Origin of the sequence: Phyllobacterium endophyticum (assembly GCF_003010935.1) — a bacterium.
Taxonomy (GTDB): domain Bacteria; phylum Pseudomonadota; class Alphaproteobacteria; order Rhizobiales; family Rhizobiaceae; genus Phyllobacterium; species Phyllobacterium endophyticum.
The window spans coordinates 73,795-93,149 of record NZ_PGGN01000004.1 but is presented as its reverse complement, the minus strand read 5'-3'; the positions used below and the strand labels follow the sequence as shown (position 1 = coordinate 93,149).

The following is a 19,355-nucleotide window of genomic DNA, read 5'->3' as shown; positions in this document are numbered from 1 at the left end:
TTTTCATGCAATTACCGCGAATTTCGGCACCAATGTTGTCGGTTAGGAGTCGGAACGTCTCCAAACAGCCGAAAAATTGATCGGCGTAGCCCTTGTCATTAATCTTGCCGCGTACTAGAAGATTGCCGTAACGTACGGTACGGTACTGATGGGGGTAGAGGCGTGCAGCTGGCGGTTGAGGTCAACGAGAGTGCATTGACGGAACGTCAGAAGGACGTTCTCGATGCCGCGCTCGCGCTTCTCGTCGAAGCAGGCGACACGCTGACGATGACAAGTGTCGCGCGTCGTGCCAGTTGCTCCAAGGAAAGTCTCTACAAGTGGTTCGGAGACCGTGACGGTCTGTTGACGGCGACCGTGCAATGGCAGGCTTCGAAGGTGAGGGGCGTGCCGCTGGATCCGGAGGCGTTCGGTGTCGCATCCTTGACCTCCGGCCTTCAACGCTTTGCGTCGGACTGGCTCCACGTGATCTCTGGCAATATTTCCGTGGCCCTCAACCGCGTGGCGGTGGGCCATGCCGGGAGCGACAAGCATGACCTCGGCGCGATCGTTCTTGAAAACGGCCCCTTCGCCATGGCGCGGCGTCTCAAGCCGCTGCTGGAACTCGGCCGCGATAGGGATCTCCTCCATTTCGAGGAGACGGATGAAGCATTTCGCACCTTTTTCGGGCTTGTCGTTCGGGATGTGCAAATCCGGTTGCTGCTTGGCGACCGGCTGGAATTGACTGATGCGACGATCGAACGGGATTCCATTCGCGCGACACAACAGTTTCTGGCTCTTTACGGAGCTCAAACAAAAGCGGCCGAAGGCGGCCACTGACACCACACCATCGGAAGGAAAGATCAATGCGTGTATATTACGATCGCGATGCGGACATCAACCTGATCAAGTCGAAGAAGGTTGCCATCATCGGCTATGGTTCGCAGGGCCGCGCCCATGCGCTCAACCTGAAGGACAGCGGCGCCAAGGACGTGCGCATTGCGCTCCGCCAGGGTTCGGCGACCGCCAAGAAGGCCGAGGCCGATGGTTTTCAGGTCGTCAATGTCGCCGAGGCGGCAAAGTGGGCCGACCTGATGATGATGGCGACACCTGACGAACTTCAGGCCGACATCTACAAAGATCATATCGCCGACAATATTCGCGATGGTGCCGCAATTGCGTTCGCCCATGGCCTCAACGTGCATTTTGGGCTCATCGAGCCAAAGAAGTCCGTTGACGTCGTGATGATAGCTCCGAAGGGCCCGGGTCACACGGTCCGCGGCGAATACCAGAAGGGCGGCGGCGTTCCCTGCCTCATAGCCATCCACCAGGATGCATCGGGCAACGCGCATGACCTGGCTTTGTCCTATGCCTGCGGCGTTGGCGGCGGCCGTTCAGGCGTCATCGAAACCAATTTCCGCGAAGAGTGCGAAACCGATCTTTTCGGCGAGCAGGTCGTTCTGTGCGGCGGTCTGGTTGAATTGATCCGCGCTGGTTTCGAGACGCTCGTCGAGGCTGGTTATGCGCCGGAAATGGCTTATTTCGAATGCCTGCACGAGGTAAAGCTGATCGTCGACCTGATCTACGAAGGCGGCATCGCGAACATGAACTACTCGATCTCCAATACGGCAGAATGGGGCGAATATGTCTCCGGCCCGCGCATCATCACCGCCGAGACAAAGGCAGAAATGAAGCGCGTTCTCACCGACATTCAGACCGGCAAGTTCACCTCCGACTGGATGCAGGAATACAAGGCCGGTGCATCGCGCTTCAAGGCGATCCGCCGCAACAATGACAAGCACCAGATCGAAGAGGTTGGCGAGAAGCTGCGCGGCATGATGCCTTGGATCGGCAGCAACAAGCTTGTCGACAAGGCGAAGAACTAAAGGCCTATGCGAATCCGCCCCGGTGGTCTTCAGCTGACTCGCCGGGCCGGATTCTCAAACGGACTTTAGCCCCGTACCAGAACAAAACAGCCGGCGGATTGCTCCACCGGCTGTTTCATATCAGAAGCGCACGCTCAAATCGGCCTTCACCACATTGTCGCTGGCCTGTGCCGAGAATTGGCCGGTATAGGTGAGGCCCAGCGTCGTGTTGCGACCGAGCCCGAGATCGAGCCCAGCCTCAACCACGGCCGCATCTTCGGCGATCGGCAGGCCTTTCGCGGTAAAGCTCTGGCCGCCGGTAAAGGCGAGCCTGGATTCCGGTGTGACATCGCCAAAAGCGTGATTCCAGCCGAGAAGCCCGCGCGCAGTTAGAATGGTGCTTTCCGTGAGCGCAAAAGCGTGGCTCCCCCGGAGACCCAACGTGGTGATGGTCACATCCGAGGTGGATGACAGGCCGGTCAGATTGCTGATCGCGCCATCTTCTTGGAAAGAGTCCGTCTTCAAATGCACGTAGCTTGCGCCGGCAAAGGGTTCGAAATCGGCATAGGCGGTGTTGATTTCATAGCCAAGCTCACCGAATACCTGCACGGTCTGCGCCTCATATTTCGTGCTGTGCCGATCCAACAAAGCGCCGAAGTCGGTCCGGCGCCTGCTGTCAATCTCGTGCTGTGCAAGGTTAACTCCAAGGCGTAGACCGAAGGCATCAATCTGCGTGCCGCCATAAAGCCCGAGCTGATAGCTGTCGACCAAAGCACGGCCCCGACCGCCACTGACCGAGCTGTTGCCATAGCCGGCCAGAAGCCCGAAGCGCCATGTTTCAGCCACCACGCCGTCAAACCCGGTGACGAGACCGCCGGTCTTGCGGCTATACCCGGCTGCATTGCCGTTTGCATCCGCATGGGCCCATGCGCCATAAGCCTGACCCCAAAGTGCCGTCGTTGCAGGCGCTGGCGCCACGCTATCGAACGCTTCGCTTCCTTTGGCTTTGACCTTGCCTCCGGGCCCAAAGGCCAGAGGTGTTGCGGTCTGCTGGTCTGGTCCGGTCACGCCGCCAAAGGCAGTTCGAACCCGGGCACTCGCCGCATCGCTGATAAAATGGTTATCCTCGATCAGAACACCGGAAAGCGTGGCGTGAACCTCGCCGGAGAGCGCATCATAGTTTGGGATTGCGTTCACTCTGGTGAACAGCACGGTGTTGTAGATCGCATCGCCCGCCTGCATTTTGTCGATGGCAGCGGCTACCGCTTTCTGGTTCTGCGTCACCGCATCATCGCCCACATGAATATGCGTTGGTGCAATGGGCAGGGCAGGAGGGTCGATCTTTGGCTCTTCGGCAATCGCAATATCAACCGGCAATGCAACACGCGGCTGCGCCTTTTCCACAAAGCGCAGGCTGACCCTGTCAGCGCTATAATCGAGCTGGGTTGTCAAATATTTATACTGCTTGGCATTTTCGAATGTGCCCGTCACTCCTTTGCCAGCCAGAAGAATCTCATAGGGTTTCGTGAACAGCCCCTTGACCTGATCGGCGGTAAAGAACGCTGGTGTGCCCTCAATGCGCGTTTGGACGACGCCGCCAAGCAGGATCACCTTGCCTTTCACATCAAGCTGATCGGCCGCACTTTTGTCCGCGCGGATCTCCACATCGAAGACGCTGCCCTTGTCAAATGTCGCATCGCCCGCAACAGTCAGTTTGCCGACAGAATTGCCCGGCGAAACCCAGCCGCCGCTATTGGCGACAAGCGAGCCGATGGCGCCATTTCCACCAAGAATGCCCGTGTCGTTCACCAGAACCTTCGATATCAGCGAGCCGTTTACGGCCAAAAGCCCGCCATTGATGATCGTATCGCCCGTATAGGTGTTCTTGCCTGTCAATAGCGTACCGCCTGTCCCGTTTTGCTGCACGCTACCGGTTCCAACGATCGCTCCATCGAAAGCGATAAGATCCGAGCGATCAAACGCGAGAATGGTTTCATCCTTCGTGGTCACATCGCCGGTGATAGAGCCGGTGGCTTTGCCATCGCCGATCTGTAACGTGCCTTCTTCGATGATAGTCCCTCCAGTATAGGTGTTATCTCCAGTGATAACGAGCTTGCCTTTTTCAAGCTTGTAGAGAGCGGCATCGCCTTCCAGATAGTTCTTCATGACGAGATCCGCTGCGGGAAAGAGGAAATGCCGCCGCGTCTTGAACAAACCTTCAGGAGAAACGAGATAGGCGCCCTTAAGATCAGGATTCAGCCAATATTGTTCGAAATAACTGGCGAGGTAAGCATGGGCCCTTGTGTTCGGATGGACCCCATCCCAGAAGACATACTCATTCTGTACATCAATGATTTTTCCTGCACTATCGGTCTTCTTGTTTTGTTCGTTCAAAAACCCCGGAACATCCACGGGTCTATCCTTGCATTTTGGAACATGCTGGCAGCCGATAGTAACGTTGTTGAAGCCAAGCACTTGCGGGCTTTTGTTGAAAAGAGTGATGGCAGGCCTCAGTTCCGGTGCGTAGACAATCGCGTCAGCATACTTGGCCCTGAATTCATCGATAGCCTCCGCCGTGATCTTGACAAAAGCGCCGCTGGCTTTGTTCGCATTTTCGGCGTTTGGTCGATGATCGGGCGTCAGACCAAAATCCGGCAGATTTGGTATCAGGAAATTGCGCCCTCCTGCAGCATATAGCTTTTCAAGATTGCTTATCAGCGCTGCTTTGGAGGCGGCAACTGTCTTGTCGAAGTCCGCCTGATTCATTGCTTTTCCCTTGTCGGGGATGAGCCCGAAAGCGTCGTTGGCTCCTTCCCAGACGGTTACCAGATCGTTCTTGCCAAACCCTTTCGTTTTATCTTTGAGCGGTTTCATGAATGCGTCGACCTGACTGGCAAGGGTAGGAATTGCGAGATCCAGAGGTCCGGGCAGGAATTTCGAACCGGCTACAGCATAGTTCACGCTTTTTTTGCCGTTGATTGATTCGTAGCCGTAATTTGGGCCACCATTCCAGATCGGCTTGACGGTTTTAAGGAATTCAGAGAGAACGAATGGTTTCCCTCCGGCCCATGCCGTCAATGCTTCGAGCGCCTTTGCCAACCCAAAACGAACGCTTGCATCCGCAAGTGTGGAATTCAATACGTTCGGATCGTGAATGATACCGCGATCTTGCTGGCTTACGATGTACTCGATCCAGACGCGACCATTGCTCGCGCGGCCTCCTGCCATACCATCGGCCTTGCCTAGTAACTTTGCTGTATCGGGTAGTAGGAGTGTCAATGTTCCCATGAGAAGAACATTAGCTTTGATAGACTTGATATCAGCAGCCAACGAACCATTATCCGACAGGCTGTCGCCGAACGTCACGTTTCGATCAAAGAGAAAGCTTTGCTGGCCACCGACCTTTATAGCGTCGCTGAAAGCCGATCCGGGTTGGCCCGTGACCAGAGCCATTGTTGCGACGGATGCGAGAGCCGCCTTCGTAAATTTCTTCATGAAATAAATCCTTAAAAAAGTGCTCAGTGAACAAATCCGATTGATTTTCGATTGTATTTTCAATGTGGAGCAATGAAATTTGTCCGGCGTCGATGGCGCCCTGGATTGCCAAGTGCTATTGCCAACAGGGTAATTCTGCCGCGCGTCAACGGCGGAAAGAAATCATTCTGAACAGCATGATCACAGGGTTGCTGAGCCGCCAGGTCAGATTAAAGATGAAGTGCCGGGTTAATGCGCAGCGTAAAAATACCTGCGATTCCAGTCGTGAAAAATTGGCAAATGAATTCCTCCCAGAACATATAAAAAATAAAAAAACGATATGTTGAAAATCTCCTCAATAAAACGGGTACCTTGCTTTAACGTAAAATGTCAATCATCAAATTGACACAATTCGCTTCGGCGCAGGATCACAAAAAATGCTGCCGCTACAGATCGCAGCGGCGGCGCGGGCCGGTATAAGGCTGGTAGGTATTGTCGAAAGCCCGGTACGACTGATACCGCGCGCTGCAACGTTGAACCTGTGTCCGGCCGGTAGGTCCGATTGGGCGGTGGACGCGAAAATCATAGCAGCGAGATGACCCGGTACAGTCGGGCGAAGCAATATTCGCGGGCGAGCCATTGCGGAGAATGATCGGCTTTCGGGGCACAGTGTCGAGGCCACGCGGTGCAGGGCGATAGGTTTTGATCTCCTGGGCGGAAGCGCCGGCGCTGGCAATCTGCATTGCCAGAACAAGCCCTAGCGCGGCAAGGATGTTGTATAAGAGTTTCATCTGTCATCCTGTCCTCATTCGATATTTACTCATATAGGTATTTGTTGGGACATGGCCACTGGTGGCTGCCCCGGATTGGAGCTAGGCTCATAAAGTGGAATTCCGTTTCCACCTGATGATTCCAGTTTCGAGTTCCTGCATGTCCGTCCGCATCGCTACATTCAACGTTGAAAACCTGATGAATCGTTTTGATTTCTCCGGATTCAAGAACAACCTCAACAAGGACCGGACGCTGCAGCTCTTTCAAATCGACGATCTGGAACAGTATCGGCAGCTCGAACAGGCGCGGGCCATCGCACATGCGGACGATACGCGGCAATTGACTGCGCTGGCGGTGGCTGAGACGCATGCGGATATTCTCTGCCTGCAGGAGGTGGACAATGTCGGCGCCTTGAACGCGTTCGAATACGGCTATCTGTACAAGATGGTGGGTGAGGGTTACCGTCACAAATACATGATCGAGGGCAATGACAGCCGCGGTATCGACGTGGCCGTGCTCATGCGAGACGAGACCCGTCATGGCGAGCCGATCGAGTTCGTTGGCATGACAAGCCATGCGCATGTGACTTATAATGATTTCGGTATCCATAATCCGGAACTCGCGCTCCTCGGGATCGAGCCGCATGAGCGCATATTCAAACGCGATTGCCTGGAAATCGCTGTGCGCATCGGCGACAAGCCCCTGACGCTCTTCGTCATTCATTTCAAATCCATGGGACCATCCCGCAACGGCACCGATGGCCGGACATCGACCATGCCGGTGCGCTTAGCCGAGGCGAAAGCAGTGCGGCGGATTGTCGAGAACAAGTTTTCCGATAGCGGCGGGGCAGAGGGCAAGCGCTGGGTAATCTGCGGCGACTTCAACGATTATCGCGAAAGGATCATCATTGGCGGGGATACACTTGCCGGATACACGTTCTCGCCGGTGAGCGAACCGGTAAGCTGCCTCGACGTCCTGCTGGACGGCGGGTTTTGCGTGAACCTGGTGGAACGCCGGGCGGTCATGGATCGCTGGACGCTCTATCATACCCGCGGGCCCGACGAGCGGCATCTGTGCCAGCTCGATTATATACTCGCTTCACCAGCACTGGCGCAAAGCAATGCCACTGTACTGCCCGACATCATCCGTCGTGGTCAGCCGTACCGGACGATCTTTCCGCCGGATCAAAAAGTGGAGCTGTTTCCACGCACGGGCTGGGATCGCCCGAAAGCCAGCGATCACTGCCCGGTTGCCGTAACATTGAATCTGGTTTGACGATGCATGATGTGCCTGAAAGAACAGTGATTGCGTGCGAACGTGCCGTGATCGGCATCGACGCCGAAGCGCTCGGTTACAGGGATCACCATCACGCAGATATTGCAGCCAATTGGGCCGATGCAACCCTCGCCAATCCGGCGCTGTTCAATGGCGCTTTCTTCATGGCTGAACATGCAGAGCTCGCCGAGGGAATATTCCGCGCGCGCTATCACCGCGCCGATTTTGCCACCATGATGCACTGGAAGCGGCACAACACGACACAGAAGCCCTGGCATGTCTTCGCGGTCGGTGTGATCGTCTCCAGCGACAACAAGCTCATTGCCGGGCGAATGTCTGCCTCCACATCGGCTGCCGGGCGCATCTATTTCCCCGCCGGTTCCTTCGACGATGGAGACGTCGTCGATCATCGCATCGACATCGACGGCAACATGCACCGGGAAGTCAAGGAAGAGACGGGCCTGGATCTGGCCAGGGCGACCCACCGGGACAACGGTCTTTATCTCGTTTCCGCCAACAGGAGCATCGCGTTGTTCCGGCGGTTTTTCTTCGATCGCCGGGCCAGCCGGATCATAAGCGACATATACGATCATATCGCTTCGGAGGCAGTCCCTGAACTGGACGGGGTCATCGCCGTTTCCAACGCTGGGCAGCTTGACGAATCGACACCTGAAATCTTCCATATTTTCACGCGCTGGCACTTTGGAGACGCCAGCCGGAGCTGAATGTCACCGACACAAGGTTTGACTTGCCGAGGACAGGCCTTACTCTATGTTCACCGAATATCATTCGGGAGAACGCAGATGGATGGCCGCCGCTACGAGGTTTACGACGTTTTCACGGACAAGGTTCTGGCGGGGAACCCCCTGGCCATCGTGCACGATACGGACGGCCTCGATGGCACCGCGATGCAGCGGATCGCGCGTGAGTTCAATCTTTCAGAAACGGTTTTCATCCTGCCGGCCAGAAACCCTGCGCACACTGCCTGGGCGCGCATATTTACGCCTGATTATGAGATGCCTTTTGCCGGGCACCCGACCGTTGGAACAGCCATAGCGCTGGCACATGATCGCTTCGGCGACATTTCCGGCACGCAGGACGCGCTGATCATCCTGGAGGAACAGGTCGGCCCCGTTCGTTGCGGTGTGAGATTGAGCGCGGACAGCGCATTTGCGGAGTTCGATCTGCCGAAGCTCCCGCAGGAAGTTCCCTACAAGTATGACAGGATCGCCATCGCGAGCGCGCTGCGGCTTGAACCGAAGGAAATCGGTTTCGAAAATCATGTTCCGAGTATCTGGGACGCCGGGGTGCCATTCCTGCTGGTGCCGGTCCACGGGCTCAAGGCGGCGGAACGCATCGTCGTCAATCAGATTGCGATGAAGGACGTGGCCCCAACCATCGGCCATCGCCAGCTGCCTGTCTATGCCTATTGCCGCGAGACCGTGCTGCACGACAGTCATTTTCACGCGCGCATGTTCGTAAGCGACGAGGGGACGTATGAGGATCCGGCAACCGGCTCGGCGACAGCGGCATTTGCCGGTGCAATTCACGCTTTCGACGAGCCACTGGATGGCGTGGTGCGGCTTTCGATAGAGCAGGGATATGAGATGGGAAGACCGTCGCGCCTGCAGCTCGAACTGGATATCGCCGATCACAAACTTGCCGGCGGACGCATCGGCGGTTCGGCAGTCAAGGTCGCCGAGGGGCGGCTGCTGGTATGAATCCGGACCTGGCGCCGTTGCTGTTACGAGCTGTCATAAAGTTTTCAACAAGGACTGGACAGGCAGGAGATGCCCCGTTATAGAGCCTTCACTGTCGCCGCCAAACGGCTGACGGGCACATAGCTCAGTTGGTAGAGCAGCTGACTCTTAATCAGCGGGTCGTAGGTTCGATCCCTACTGTGCCCACCAATCAAAACCAGCGCTTTAGACGATTTTGTTAAGGGCGCTGGTTTTCCCCTTGGTAGCAGAATCTTCTGCCATTGCCTTGAGTTGCTTTACCTGTGAGCCAGCAGCAACTGGTATCACTCACTTCGTCATCCGGGTTATGATGCATAGCTGAGAACAGGCGCGGTCGCCGCGTTGGACCACCACTCAGGAGGGCAATATGAAATCGCAAACCGTGAGGGTAATGGCCCCGGTCGAGGAAGATCTGGCCGTCGAAACGATCATGCTGGCGTTTGCAACGGACCCAATGACACGATGGACCTGGCCGCATGCACACCAGTACCTTGCGGCGATGCCTCGAATGATCCGGGCGTTCGGGAGTAACGCGTTCACCAGGGGAACGGCCTTTTGCACCGAGGGCTACGCCGGAATGGCGCTGTGGCTATCGCCCGGCGCGCATTCCGACGAGGAAGGACTTGGTGCGGTGCTCCAGAGCACGGTCGCGCGCTCACGTGCGCCCGAAACAACGGCCATATTCGAGCAAATGGCCAAGTACCACCCGACCGAACCACACTGGTACCTGCCCCTGATCGGCGTAGACCCGGCACATCAAGGCGAAGGTCACGGCGACGCGTTGATGGCTTACGCGCTCGCACGGTGCGATCTCGATCACGTGCCAGCCTATTTGGAATCCTCAAACCCGCGCAACATTCCGTTCTACCGGCGCTATGGCTTCGAACCGCTCGGTGCGATCCAGGTCGGTTCGTCGCCGACGCTCGTCCCGATGCTCCGGCACGCGCGTTGAACTCAATTCAATCATCCAGTTTTGGGTCCAGGCTCGCCGTGCGCGCCTCAGCCACAAGCGAATGGAGCGGGCCAGCGGACCCGAGCGGTCGCTAGCGTCCTGAACGCATACATTTCGCAGGCGCAGTGAGTGCGCCGGCGCCTTAATTGAGGAAGATGAGTGAACGGAATACCAAGGCCGGCAACAACTTCAATGCCGTGCGAGTTATACCGGTTAGCTGGTATGAAGAACGCCTATGAGCTAAATGCGTTCTTTCTCACTGTTCAGGAAGCCACCATGATGGTTTGCCGCTCTATCATTAACGCTTTGATGCGGGATCATTGTCCACTTCATGGCCGCAGGGAGGTTGCATGCGGATAAGGCGACGGACATTTCTGAAAGGATTGCTGGCGGGGGGTGCTACCGGCTTGACGCTGTCGCATGCACGGACACAGGAAGGTACGTTGTCGACTCGGCGTATTCCCTCATCGGGAGAAGCAATACCGGCGGTTGGTCTCGGCAGTTGGATTACCTTCAATGTTGGCGAGGACATCCTCCTGATGGACGAATGTGCCGAAGTCATATCCGCCTTCTTCGCAGCCGGCGGGCGCATGATCGATTCCTCGCCAATGTATGGCTCGTCCCAACCCGTGATCGGATATGGCCTTCAAAAGCTGGGACATCCCGAGACGCTGTTTTCGGCAGAGAAGGTGTGGACGTCCGGTCCGGACGCTCCAGAGCAGATCGAGCGGTCGCGTGAGTTCTGGCAGGTGCCCCGATTCGATCTTGTCCAGGTCCACAACCTTCTGAACTGGGAGCAGCACCTAAAAACGTTGATAGAAATGAAAGCCGCCGGCCGGCTCCGCTACGTCGGAATAACGACTTCGGAAGGACGGCGCCACGATCTTCTGGAGGAGATCATGCGGACACAGCCACTCGACTTTGTGCAATTTACCTACAATGTTGTTGACCGCGAGCCCGAGCAACGATTGCTCCCCTTGGCCAGGGATCGCGGTATTGCGGTGATCGTCAATCGGCCATACCAACAGGGTGCGCTCACCCGCCGCCTCCAGGCCGAGCGCTTGCCCGAATGGGCAGCCCAGATTGGCGCCTCCACTTGGGCACAGCTTATCCTGAAGTACATCATTTCGCATCCGGCCGTAACAGTCGTCATTCCGGCGACGACCAGCGTCGAGCATGTGCGCGAGAATCTAGCCGCCGCAAAGGGTCCCATGCCGGACAGCACCATGCGTGCAAGAATATCGTCCTACGTGCAGGCGCTCTGATGTCAGAATGGTTGACTTACCGTCCAGGAGACTTTCTGCTGTTTTCGCCGCGCGTCTATTGGCGGATGTTCGAACTGCAAAATGCCGCGGTGTGGCCCTTGCAACTGGGTACGTTCATTGCAGGCTTTGCAATCATCTTCGTTGTTATTGCCCGTCCGAACGGTAAACATCGCTGGATCGCGTTCGTTCTTGCCGTCCTTTGGACTTTCGTTGGATGGACCTTTGTCTGGCACCGCTACGCAACCATCAACTGGGCCATGGCCTATGTAGCCCCGTTCTTTGTGCTTCAGTCGCTTCTCCTGCTGATCGCCGTCACGGTACCAACTGGGCTCGTTTTTGGGCGCCGCGGATTTGCGCGGTGGATCGGGGGGCTCCTCACCAGCATCGCGCTCTTCCTGTATCCAGCGCTGCCTTATCTTTCTGGCTCATCCTTGCCGAACGCGGAAGTTTTCGGGATTGCGCCGGATCCAACCGCGATCGGAACGATGGGATTGTTGCTGATGGCGCGCGGCAGCTTGGTGCCAGTTCTTTTCCTGGTTCCCGTAATTTGGTGTCTTATCACAACAACAACGCTGTGGGCGATGGGATCGCCTGAGGCATGGCTACCGAGCTCAGCTCTCGCTTTGACGCTCGTCTCAGCGGTTTGGAGCAGACAGAGCCGTTCTTCGCCTCATGGCGGAACCTGAACGCTGATCTTGATCGATGAATAATAAGCGGCGACATTCGCTATGTCCTCATCGCTCAAACCTTTGACCACAACCGTCATCTGCTCATTCTTTCGCTCGCCGTCCTTGAAGGCGATCAACGCCTTCACGAGATAAGCCTCCTTTTGGCCAGCTATGTTCGGCGCGTCCGGCAGCTTGGCGAGGCCGTCCTTTCCATGGCAAACCTGACACTTCGACATGATTTTTTTGCCTGAAGCGGCATCGCCTGCGGCCTCCGCAACAGTGGAACACGCAACGAGAGCGGCCAGACTTATTATCAAACCACGAATATCGACCTCCTATGACGATATGAGGCGAACGTCACTTGGTACCATAGGAAATCCGCCAGACTGCACCGGCCAGATCGTCGGATACCAGCAATGAACCGTCGTTGAGCACCTGAACATCGACCGGACGGCCGAGATATTCGCCATCCTCGCTCAACCAGCCTTCTGCGAACACCTCCGTCTTGTCCGCTGATCCGTCTGCCTTGAGCGAGGTGAACATGACCCGAGCACCCACAGGCTCTACACGGTTCCAGGAACCATGCTGCGTCGAAAAAATGCCGCCCCGGTATTTTTCGGGAAACTGTTTGCCCGTGTAGAATGACAGGCCAAGGTCGGCCGCGTGAGCGTCTTGCTCCACCGCCGGGAAAATCACGCCGTCGGGCACTGTGGCATCCTTGTACTCATTTGTGCGGGTCTTACCGCCGCCATACCATGGGAAGCCAAAATTCTGGTCCGGCCCGGTAACATGGTTCATTTCACCCGGCGGGATGGTGTCGCCCATGCCGTCGACCTGATTGTCATTCACCCAAATTGTCTTGTCCTTTGGATTGAAGTCCAGGCCAAGGGGATTACGCATGCCGCGCGCGTATATCTTACGGTCGGAACCGTCCTGCTTCATGCTTATGATGCCGCCGATGCCCAGTCGTTGAAACTCCGGAAGCACTTCGGGCGCTGGCACATTGAAGGGCTGGCCGATAGTGATATAGATCCGGCCATCAGGCCCGACACGGCAGGTGCGCGCTGTGTGATTGTAGCTTTCATTAGACGCGGGGATCAGTTCACCTTCCTTGACGATGGCGAAAGCCGCGACATCCGGGCCTTCATAGAAAAACTCTGCTGCCGGGAACCACAGAACCCGGTTCTGCTCGGCGAGATAAAGGTGGCCGTCCCTTGAAAAACAAACGCCGTTTGGCACGGCCATTTTGATCGAAGGCGCGAACACCTTCACGTCGTCGGCGACGCGGTTCTTGTCCCGATCGGTCATTGAATAGACCAATTCCTTGCGGGTGCCAACGAAGGTCACCACGCCCTGCGGTCCCACCGCCATATGGCGGGCATCAGGAACGATGGCATAGAGACTGACCTTGAAGCCTTCCGGCACTTTGATTTTCGCCGCGATTGCTTTGAGAGCTTCGGCATTCTCCCCAGTCTGGGGAATAGGCTCCATCATCGGTGTGCCGGTGGTTTTGAAGCCGCCAAGTTTTTCGAGATTGGAGTTTTGCGCAGAGGCGGACGTTAAACTAAAGACGACTGCGCACGATAAAGCGAAAGCGAGTTTCTTGAACACGGTATCCTCCCACGGGACCAGATACTACGCTACGGGCTGTTCTTTTTTGTTTGGATTTCCGGCACCGGGCGTAGACTTTGCAAGTCTTACTCAACGCCAAGAAGTATCGCACAGATTGATTTTCCTGACAATGAATCCGGTTGTCGACTACCTCGAGCATAGTGACGTCAACCGCCGTAAAGGTAGTTCGGCAGCCAGAGCGTTATGCCGGGCCAGATATACATGATGATCATGCAAACGATGACGATGAGCATATAAGGCATCATGCCGGCGAATATCTGGTTGAGTGTGACGTGCGGCGGAGAGACGCCCTTGAGATAAAACGCCGACATTGCCACCGGAGGCGACAAGAACGCCGCTTGCAGATTTACGAAGACGAGAACCCCCCAGAGAATGGGGTCGATGCCGAAGTGCTTCAACATGGGTAGAAAGATCGGCACGAAGATGATGATGATCTCAGTCCACTCAAGCGGCCAGCCGAGAATAAAGATGATCGCTTGCGACAGGATCATGAACTGTATTGGCGTCAGGTTGAGCGACAGCACCCATTGCTCAAGGAGCGCCTGACCGCCGAGGATTGCGAAAACCGCGGAGAACAGCGCCGAGCCGACAAAGAGCCAACAGACCATCGCCGTGGTTTTCGCGGTGAGGAATACCGCTTCCTTGGTGCGCTTCCAGTTGAGCGTTCTGGCGTGGAACGCCAGCAGAAAGGCACCGGCTGCGCCGACTGCTGCAGACTCCGTAGCCGTCGTGATTCCGAAAAGAATAACGGCGAGCACGACAATAGTCAGAACGCCCAGCGGCATCACGGATGAGGTCAGGAGCTTCACAACCTCCAGTCGCTCGGCATCCATCTTCCGGTAGTACCGCACAAGCACGATCGCAGCAAGAATGGCAATAACGCCGAAAGAAACGTAGAAGCTGGTGGACGGCCCGACAGTTCCGGTCGGTGCCGCGTCCACCACCGGTGAGCCGAGCTGCTCCAATCCAGCTGGCGCTTCGGCGTCGGCCGAGGCTTGCTGATGGATGACGACATACCACCACACCAGTAAGAAGGTGAGAGCTGTGAGGACGAAGGGTATTAATGCGGCACAAAAATTCTTGAGCAGCTTTAAATAGGTAAGAGGTCCATCCTCGGCCACGAGCGACATAGCCCTCGATGGAGCGAACAAAGCTGAAAAAAGCCCGGCAAACATGTTGCGTGAGTAGGCTGCCTGAAAGCTTTTCATCCATGCAGGAACCGGAACCCTTGTTTGTTCCTCCGGCAGAGGTGGAGCAATCTTCGGATTGATTGTCGCCCAGGCGAGAATGTAGACGAGATAAAGGAAGGCGAGGAAAAAGCCGGGAAACATTGCGGCGGCGTAGAGCTTCACGACAGACTGTCCCGCGACCGCCGCATAGACAATGATCATGACGGACGGCGGGATCAGAATTCCCAGCGTACCGCCCGCGGTGATCACGCCGGAAGCGAGCTTTACATCATATCCGGCGCGCAGCATCGGGTTGAAGGCAATCACTCCCATCAGAACGACTACTGCGCCAACGAGGCCGCTGGCGATGCCCCAGAACGTGCAGACGATGAGCGTTGCAATGGCGAGCGATGCAGGCACGCGGCGGAAGGAAAGCTGGATGCTGTAGAACATCTTGTCGACCAAGGCTCCACGTTCCATCACGTACCCCATGAGTACGAACAGCGGTATGGAGATGAGAACGTCGTTGGTCATGGCTCCATAGGTGCGCTGAACCATCAGATCGAAGACGCGATTGTCTATCCAGTGTTCCGCTGGATTGTAGAACGCATAGAAGCCGAAAAACATGCCGAGGCCCATTAGAGTGAAGGCCGTCGGGAAGCCCATCACGATAACCACGACTATGAGCATCAGCATCGTTATTCCAAGAACTGGATCGCTCACGTTTGCAGGTCTCCCCCCGAGCCGCGTTTGCGCGCGGTTTCATCGATTTGCTGCGCGCGCTCGATCGCCAGTTTGCGCGTTTCCTCATCCACATGCTCGCTGTGCGCGAGCTGCTCCTCGACCACGTCGATCTCCGCGACATCCTTGAGCCGGCTAGGCCATTCTCCGGTCTTGAGACAGACGATACAGCGCGTGATTTCGGCTATTCCCTGAAGCATCAAAAGGGCGCCAGCCAGGGGAATGACGGATTTGAAGTAGTAGATCGGCGGACCTTCGGCCGTCACAGTCGAATGCTCGCCGATCCGCCACGAGAGCGCTGCGTAGTCATAGCCCGCGTAAACAAGGGCGGCGATGCCCGGCAGAAAGAAGACGATGTATAATACCAGATCAAGCGCCGCCTGCGTCCGTGGCCGCATAGAGCTATAGAGAAAGTCGCCGCGCACATGGGCGTTCTGCGCCAATGTGTATGCTCCCGCGAGCATGAACAAACTGCCGTAGAACATGCTGCTGGCGTCGAATATCCATGCCGTCGGCATGTTCATTATGTAGCGCTTGAAAACTTCGACACAGACGAGGGTCATCAGCCCGATGATAAGCCACGCTGCGGCCTTTCCGACCCATACGCTGATTGCATCGACCGTATTCAGAAAATGCTGAACGTTCACGCATGCCCCCGATGGCGAGATAATACTATAGGCGAACAAAGCACCCCAGGTCACGAACCCATGGATGCTTTGTCCAAAACGCGCGTCAGATCTTCTTCGCCGCCGCGTTCTCTCCAAAATAGTGATCAAATGCCATTCGGCGGTTGACAACGGTGTCCTGTTCCCATCGCGTTGCACGCTCGGCGAAAGCGAGCTGCGATACCAGGATCTCCTTGAAAAGCGGGTTCTCCCCTGCCTTTTTCTTCACGACCTGGTCATAGACCTCCAATTGCTTCTTGAGGATCGCGTCCGGTGTCTTGTAGAATTTGACCTTATCCGCCGTCTGCATCTCACGATAATCTTTCGAATAGCGATCAATTGCCTTCCAGTGCATATCCTGCGAGGCAGCTTCGGTCGCATTACCGATGATGGCTTTCATCTGATCAGGCAGTGCATCGTATTTCGTCTTGTTGAACAGGATTTCAAACTGCTCCGCATTCTGGTGATAGCTTTGCAGCATGCAGATCTTGGAAACGTCAGGAAAACCAAGTACCCGGTCAGACGAGGCATTGTTGAATTCGGCCGCATCAAGCAATCCGCGGTCCAACGCCGAGACGATTTCGCCTCCCGGGAGCGCGTTGACCGCCGCGCCCAGACCCGTGAAGACATCAATGGAGATGCCAACGGTACGGAACTTCAGGCCGTTGATATCTTCGACTTTGGCAACCGGATTTTTGAACCAGCCAAGGGGCTGTGTCGGCATTGGTCCATAAGGGAAGGAAACAACATTGGCCCCGATGGACTCATAGAGCTTTGCGAGCAGCTCCTTTCCGCCGCCGTATTTGTGCCACGCGAGCAGCATGTTCGCATCCATGGCGAAGCCAGGGCCTGATCCCCAAAGTGCCAACGCTGTTTGCTTGCCGTAATGATAGACAAGTACGCCGTGGCCGCCGTCGAGTGTGCCTTGTGACACCGCATCAAGCAGGCCGAACGCAGGCACAACGGCGCCTGCCGGCAGCACCTCTATCTTGAGATCGCCGCCTGTCATGTCGTTAATCTTCTTGGCGAAATCGAGCGCGAACTCGTGAAAGATATCCTTGGATGGCCATGTGCTTTGCCAGCGCATGTTGACAGGCCCTTGCGCCTTGACGACGCTCGGCGCAGCTATCATAGCCGCGCCCGCCACCGCAGCTCCACCCAGGAACTTGCGGCGCGAAGTCTTCTCCCATGTTTGGTTTCTTGATTTGGTCATTTGCTCCTCCCAAAGCACGAGGCTATGTGCCCCGACCACACACTACTACTCAATGACCGCACAAGCCAAGTCCGCTCAGTGACGCGCAAAGCAATATTTCAAGACGTTGGCGATAAAGAGCAAGATTTTGAAGCGCTGGATTGTCCGGCGTCATCCCGGGTGTAAATACCGCAGCGCCCGCAAGTTATTGATTCCCGTTGGTATGATGGCAGCTTCAGGCTATCCGCCCGATGCATCTTCTGCAGCCTCCCGGATAGGCAGCACGTGGGCGGTGACGAAATAGTTACCCATTCGTCCACCAATCGAGCATACTGACGAGCACTCAGATGATCGGTGTGGCGAGGCTAAGGCGATGCGGGGCGATCAGTCTCGAGGCGTGTCAACACGCCAAGTCCAAGCTCGTTCAGGTCGTCGATCTTGACCTGCGCCGCCTTTTGGTCCGGCCCGATTTCGAACGTGACCGCAACGGGCATGTTTGGCATCTCGGCAGACGGCCGGTACGTGTAAAGGTCCCTATCGAAATGGCTGAGCGGGAAAACCGTCTTGCCTTCCGGCCCCAGGCGAATTTCGAGCGTGCCATCTTTTTCGGCTACTACTGCCTTGCCAATATAAGGGTTGGAATAGGTGCCGGCATAGGCCGACAGCGGCAATGCCGGAAGCGGGGAGGCCGGCGGCGTCCCATAACGATTGATGGCAGCTTCGATCGCCGGGCCGAAGAGCTGCCCGTAAATGTTGTTCCATTCAAGAACCCAGTCCTTCGTTGTCCTTCCCGTCATCACGACCTCGAAGAACGTGTCGGCAAGCCCTTCGGGAACACCGGTCGGGAAGGCGTTGGTAAGGACGACGATGCCGAGTTCCTCGGCGGGGAGCAAACTGACCAGCGTCCGTGCGCCGGTGCTGAAGGCGCCGGCATGGCCCCAAACTTCGCCGTAACGGCCATACTCCACATTCCAGCCAAGTCCGTAGAACGACCATCCGCCGGTCATCGGATTCTTGCCACGCGCCATCAGCGGTATATGGGTCTGGCTGATCGCTTCTGCGTCGATCAGGGGCTTGCCATCGTAATTGCCTTTGCCGAGCTCAAGCCGAAGCCATTGAGCGAGATCACGCGCATTGGAGCTGACGCCGCCTGCGGGTGACTGCGCGTCTGGATCGCGCTTCGCAAGTGCTCTCCATTTGCCGTCAAACTGGGCGTGGAGGGTGGCGCGGTTTGTTCGCGTCAGGAAATCGGCGTAGCGCGAGCTGGTCGATGACATTCCAAGCGGTTTGTACAGCTTCGCCTCTGCCGCATTCTCCCAGCTCATGCCTGCCGCCTTGGCCACGGCGACCGCTCCCGCGGTAAGGCCGAAATTGCTGTAGGCATAGCCCGATCGAAAGCTGCTCTCCGGCTTGACCTGGCGGAGCCGTTGAAGGATCGCGTCGCGGTCGTAGCCGATCTCTTCGAGTTCGTTTCCGGCCCCTCCGGGAAGGCCGCTGCGGTGAGAGAAGAGATCGCGCACGGTCACTTGTGTGGTCGGATAGGCGTCATAGAGTTGGAAGGATGGGTAGATGTCGGCAATCCGAGAATCCCAACTCGCGACCCCTTCGCTCACGATCGCCGCCACGACGGTCGAGGCCATCGGCTTGGAGAAGGAGGCAAGCTGGAACACCGTATCGGCGTCGACCAGATCACTCTTGCCTTCCTCCCTGACGCCGAAGCCTTTTAGGTAGACCACCTCATCTCGATAGACGACGGCAACAGAAATACCCGGAACCCCGCCATTGCCGATGATTTGTTGCGCGGCCTGTTCCAACTTTGGCAAGGCTGCCAAGATCTTTTCTTTTGTCGCGTGCTCGAAGGACTGGGCCTGGCTGGCAACTGGGTGAATGCCCGCCAACACGACCCCAACGAGAAGTTGCAGGCACAAGACGCGGATAGGCCTGGCATATCGCTTTGCAGCTTCGGTCATC

At 56.6% G+C, this 19,355-nt stretch carries 16 protein-coding genes and 1 tRNA gene; 9 read left to right on the top strand and 8 right to left on the bottom strand.

The window, feature by feature from the left end; translation table 11 throughout:
- Positions 1-162: 162 nt before the first annotated feature.
- Both CU100_RS18680 and ilvC read left to right on the top strand, forming a co-directional pair.
- On the top strand, positions 163-816 hold the full coding sequence (locus tag CU100_RS18680; RefSeq protein WP_106718123.1) for a TetR/AcrR family transcriptional regulator: 654 nt from the start codon (positions 163-165) through the stop codon (positions 814-816).
- A gap of 26 nt (positions 817-842) precedes the next feature.
- The gene (gene ilvC / locus CU100_RS18675) at positions 843-1,862 is read left to right on the top strand and encodes a ketol-acid reductoisomerase (RefSeq protein ID WP_106718122.1); all 1,020 of its coding nucleotides are present in this window, start codon (positions 843-845) and stop codon (positions 1,860-1,862) included.
- A 120-nt stretch (positions 1,863-1,982) separates the two neighbouring features.
- Here ilvC and CU100_RS18670 read toward each other — a convergent pair whose 3' ends face one another.
- Together CU100_RS18670 and CU100_RS27345 are read right to left on the bottom strand one after the other, a co-directional pair.
- Positions 1,983-5,336, bottom strand: a complete 3,354-nt coding sequence (locus tag CU100_RS18670; RefSeq protein ID WP_106718121.1) for an autotransporter domain-containing protein — start codon at positions 5,334-5,336, stop codon at positions 1,983-1,985.
- A 425-nt stretch (positions 5,337-5,761) separates the two neighbouring features.
- Positions 5,762-6,106 (bottom strand): BA14K family protein, encoded by a 345-nt coding sequence (locus CU100_RS27345; RefSeq protein ID WP_245419127.1) that lies wholly within the window; start codon positions 6,104-6,106, stop codon positions 5,762-5,764.
- Positions 6,107-6,245: 139 nt separating this feature from the next.
- On the opposite strand from CU100_RS27345, the gene CU100_RS18660 reads away from it, so the two are divergent.
- The 7 genes from CU100_RS18660 to CU100_RS18630 all read left to right on the top strand — a co-directional run bounded on the left by CU100_RS18660 (position 6,246) and on the right by CU100_RS18630 (position 12,003).
- Complete coding sequence (locus CU100_RS18660) at positions 6,246-7,361, top strand: endonuclease/exonuclease/phosphatase family protein (protein ID WP_106718120.1); 1,116 nt, start codon at positions 6,246-6,248, stop codon at positions 7,359-7,361.
- 2 nt (positions 7,362-7,363) lie between these two features.
- A complete protein-coding gene (locus tag CU100_RS18655) occupies positions 7,364-8,086 on the top strand; it encodes an NUDIX hydrolase (protein ID WP_106718119.1) in 723 nt (240 codons plus the stop codon).
- Between the two features lie 78 nt (positions 8,087-8,164).
- The gene (locus CU100_RS18650) at positions 8,165-9,082 is read left to right on the top strand and encodes a PhzF family phenazine biosynthesis protein (RefSeq protein WP_106718118.1); all 918 of its coding nucleotides are present in this window, start codon (positions 8,165-8,167) and stop codon (positions 9,080-9,082) included.
- Between the two features lie 113 nt (positions 9,083-9,195).
- Positions 9,196-9,271 (top strand) — tRNA-Lys (locus tag CU100_RS18645).
- Positions 9,272-9,467: 196 nt separating this feature from the next.
- Positions 9,468-10,052: a GNAT family N-acetyltransferase gene (locus tag CU100_RS18640; protein WP_106718117.1), complete on the top strand. Its 585-nt coding sequence runs from the start codon at positions 9,468-9,470 to the stop codon at positions 10,050-10,052.
- A gap of 350 nt (positions 10,053-10,402) precedes the next feature.
- On the top strand, positions 10,403-11,317 hold the full coding sequence (locus tag CU100_RS18635) for an aldo/keto reductase (protein WP_106718116.1): 915 nt from the start codon (positions 10,403-10,405) through the stop codon (positions 11,315-11,317).
- Positions 11,317-12,003 carry a DUF6064 family protein gene (locus tag CU100_RS18630; protein WP_106718115.1) on the top strand — a complete coding sequence of 229 codons (687 nt, stop codon included), beginning with the start codon at positions 11,317-11,319 and terminating at the stop codon, positions 12,001-12,003. Before CU100_RS18635 ends, CU100_RS18630 begins: the two co-directional genes overlap by 1 nt.
- On the opposite strand, the gene CU100_RS18625 is transcribed toward CU100_RS18630, so the two are convergent.
- The 6 genes from CU100_RS18625 to CU100_RS18600 all read right to left on the bottom strand — a co-directional run bounded on the left by CU100_RS18625 (position 11,988) and on the right by CU100_RS18600 (position 19,354).
- Positions 11,988-12,302 (bottom strand): c-type cytochrome, encoded by a 315-nt coding sequence (locus CU100_RS18625; RefSeq protein ID WP_246709304.1) that lies wholly within the window; start codon positions 12,300-12,302, stop codon positions 11,988-11,990. The two genes, CU100_RS18630 and CU100_RS18625, sit on opposite strands and share 16 nt — an antisense overlap.
- A 40-nt stretch (positions 12,303-12,342) precedes the next feature.
- A complete protein-coding gene (locus tag CU100_RS18620; RefSeq protein WP_106718113.1) occupies positions 12,343-13,596 on the bottom strand; it encodes a PQQ-dependent sugar dehydrogenase in 1,254 nt (417 codons plus the stop codon).
- A gap of 167 nt (positions 13,597-13,763) precedes the next feature.
- Positions 13,764-15,509, bottom strand: coding sequence for a TRAP transporter large permease (locus tag CU100_RS18615; protein ID WP_106718112.1), 1,746 nt, complete (start codon positions 15,507-15,509; stop codon positions 13,764-13,766).
- The gene (locus CU100_RS18610; RefSeq protein ID WP_106718111.1) at positions 15,506-16,174 is read right to left on the bottom strand and encodes a TRAP transporter small permease subunit; all 669 of its coding nucleotides are present in this window, start codon (positions 16,172-16,174) and stop codon (positions 15,506-15,508) included. The genes CU100_RS18615 and CU100_RS18610 overlap by 4 nt, the downstream gene beginning before the upstream one ends.
- 85 nt (positions 16,175-16,259) lie before the next feature.
- Positions 16,260-17,405, bottom strand: coding sequence for a TRAP transporter substrate-binding protein (locus CU100_RS18605; protein ID WP_106718110.1), 1,146 nt, complete (start codon positions 17,403-17,405; stop codon positions 16,260-16,262).
- A gap of 344 nt (positions 17,406-17,749) precedes the next feature.
- Positions 17,750-19,354, bottom strand: a complete 1,605-nt coding sequence (locus CU100_RS18600; RefSeq protein ID WP_106718109.1) for a serine hydrolase — start codon at positions 19,352-19,354, stop codon at positions 17,750-17,752.
- Position 19,355: the final 1 nt, after the last annotated feature.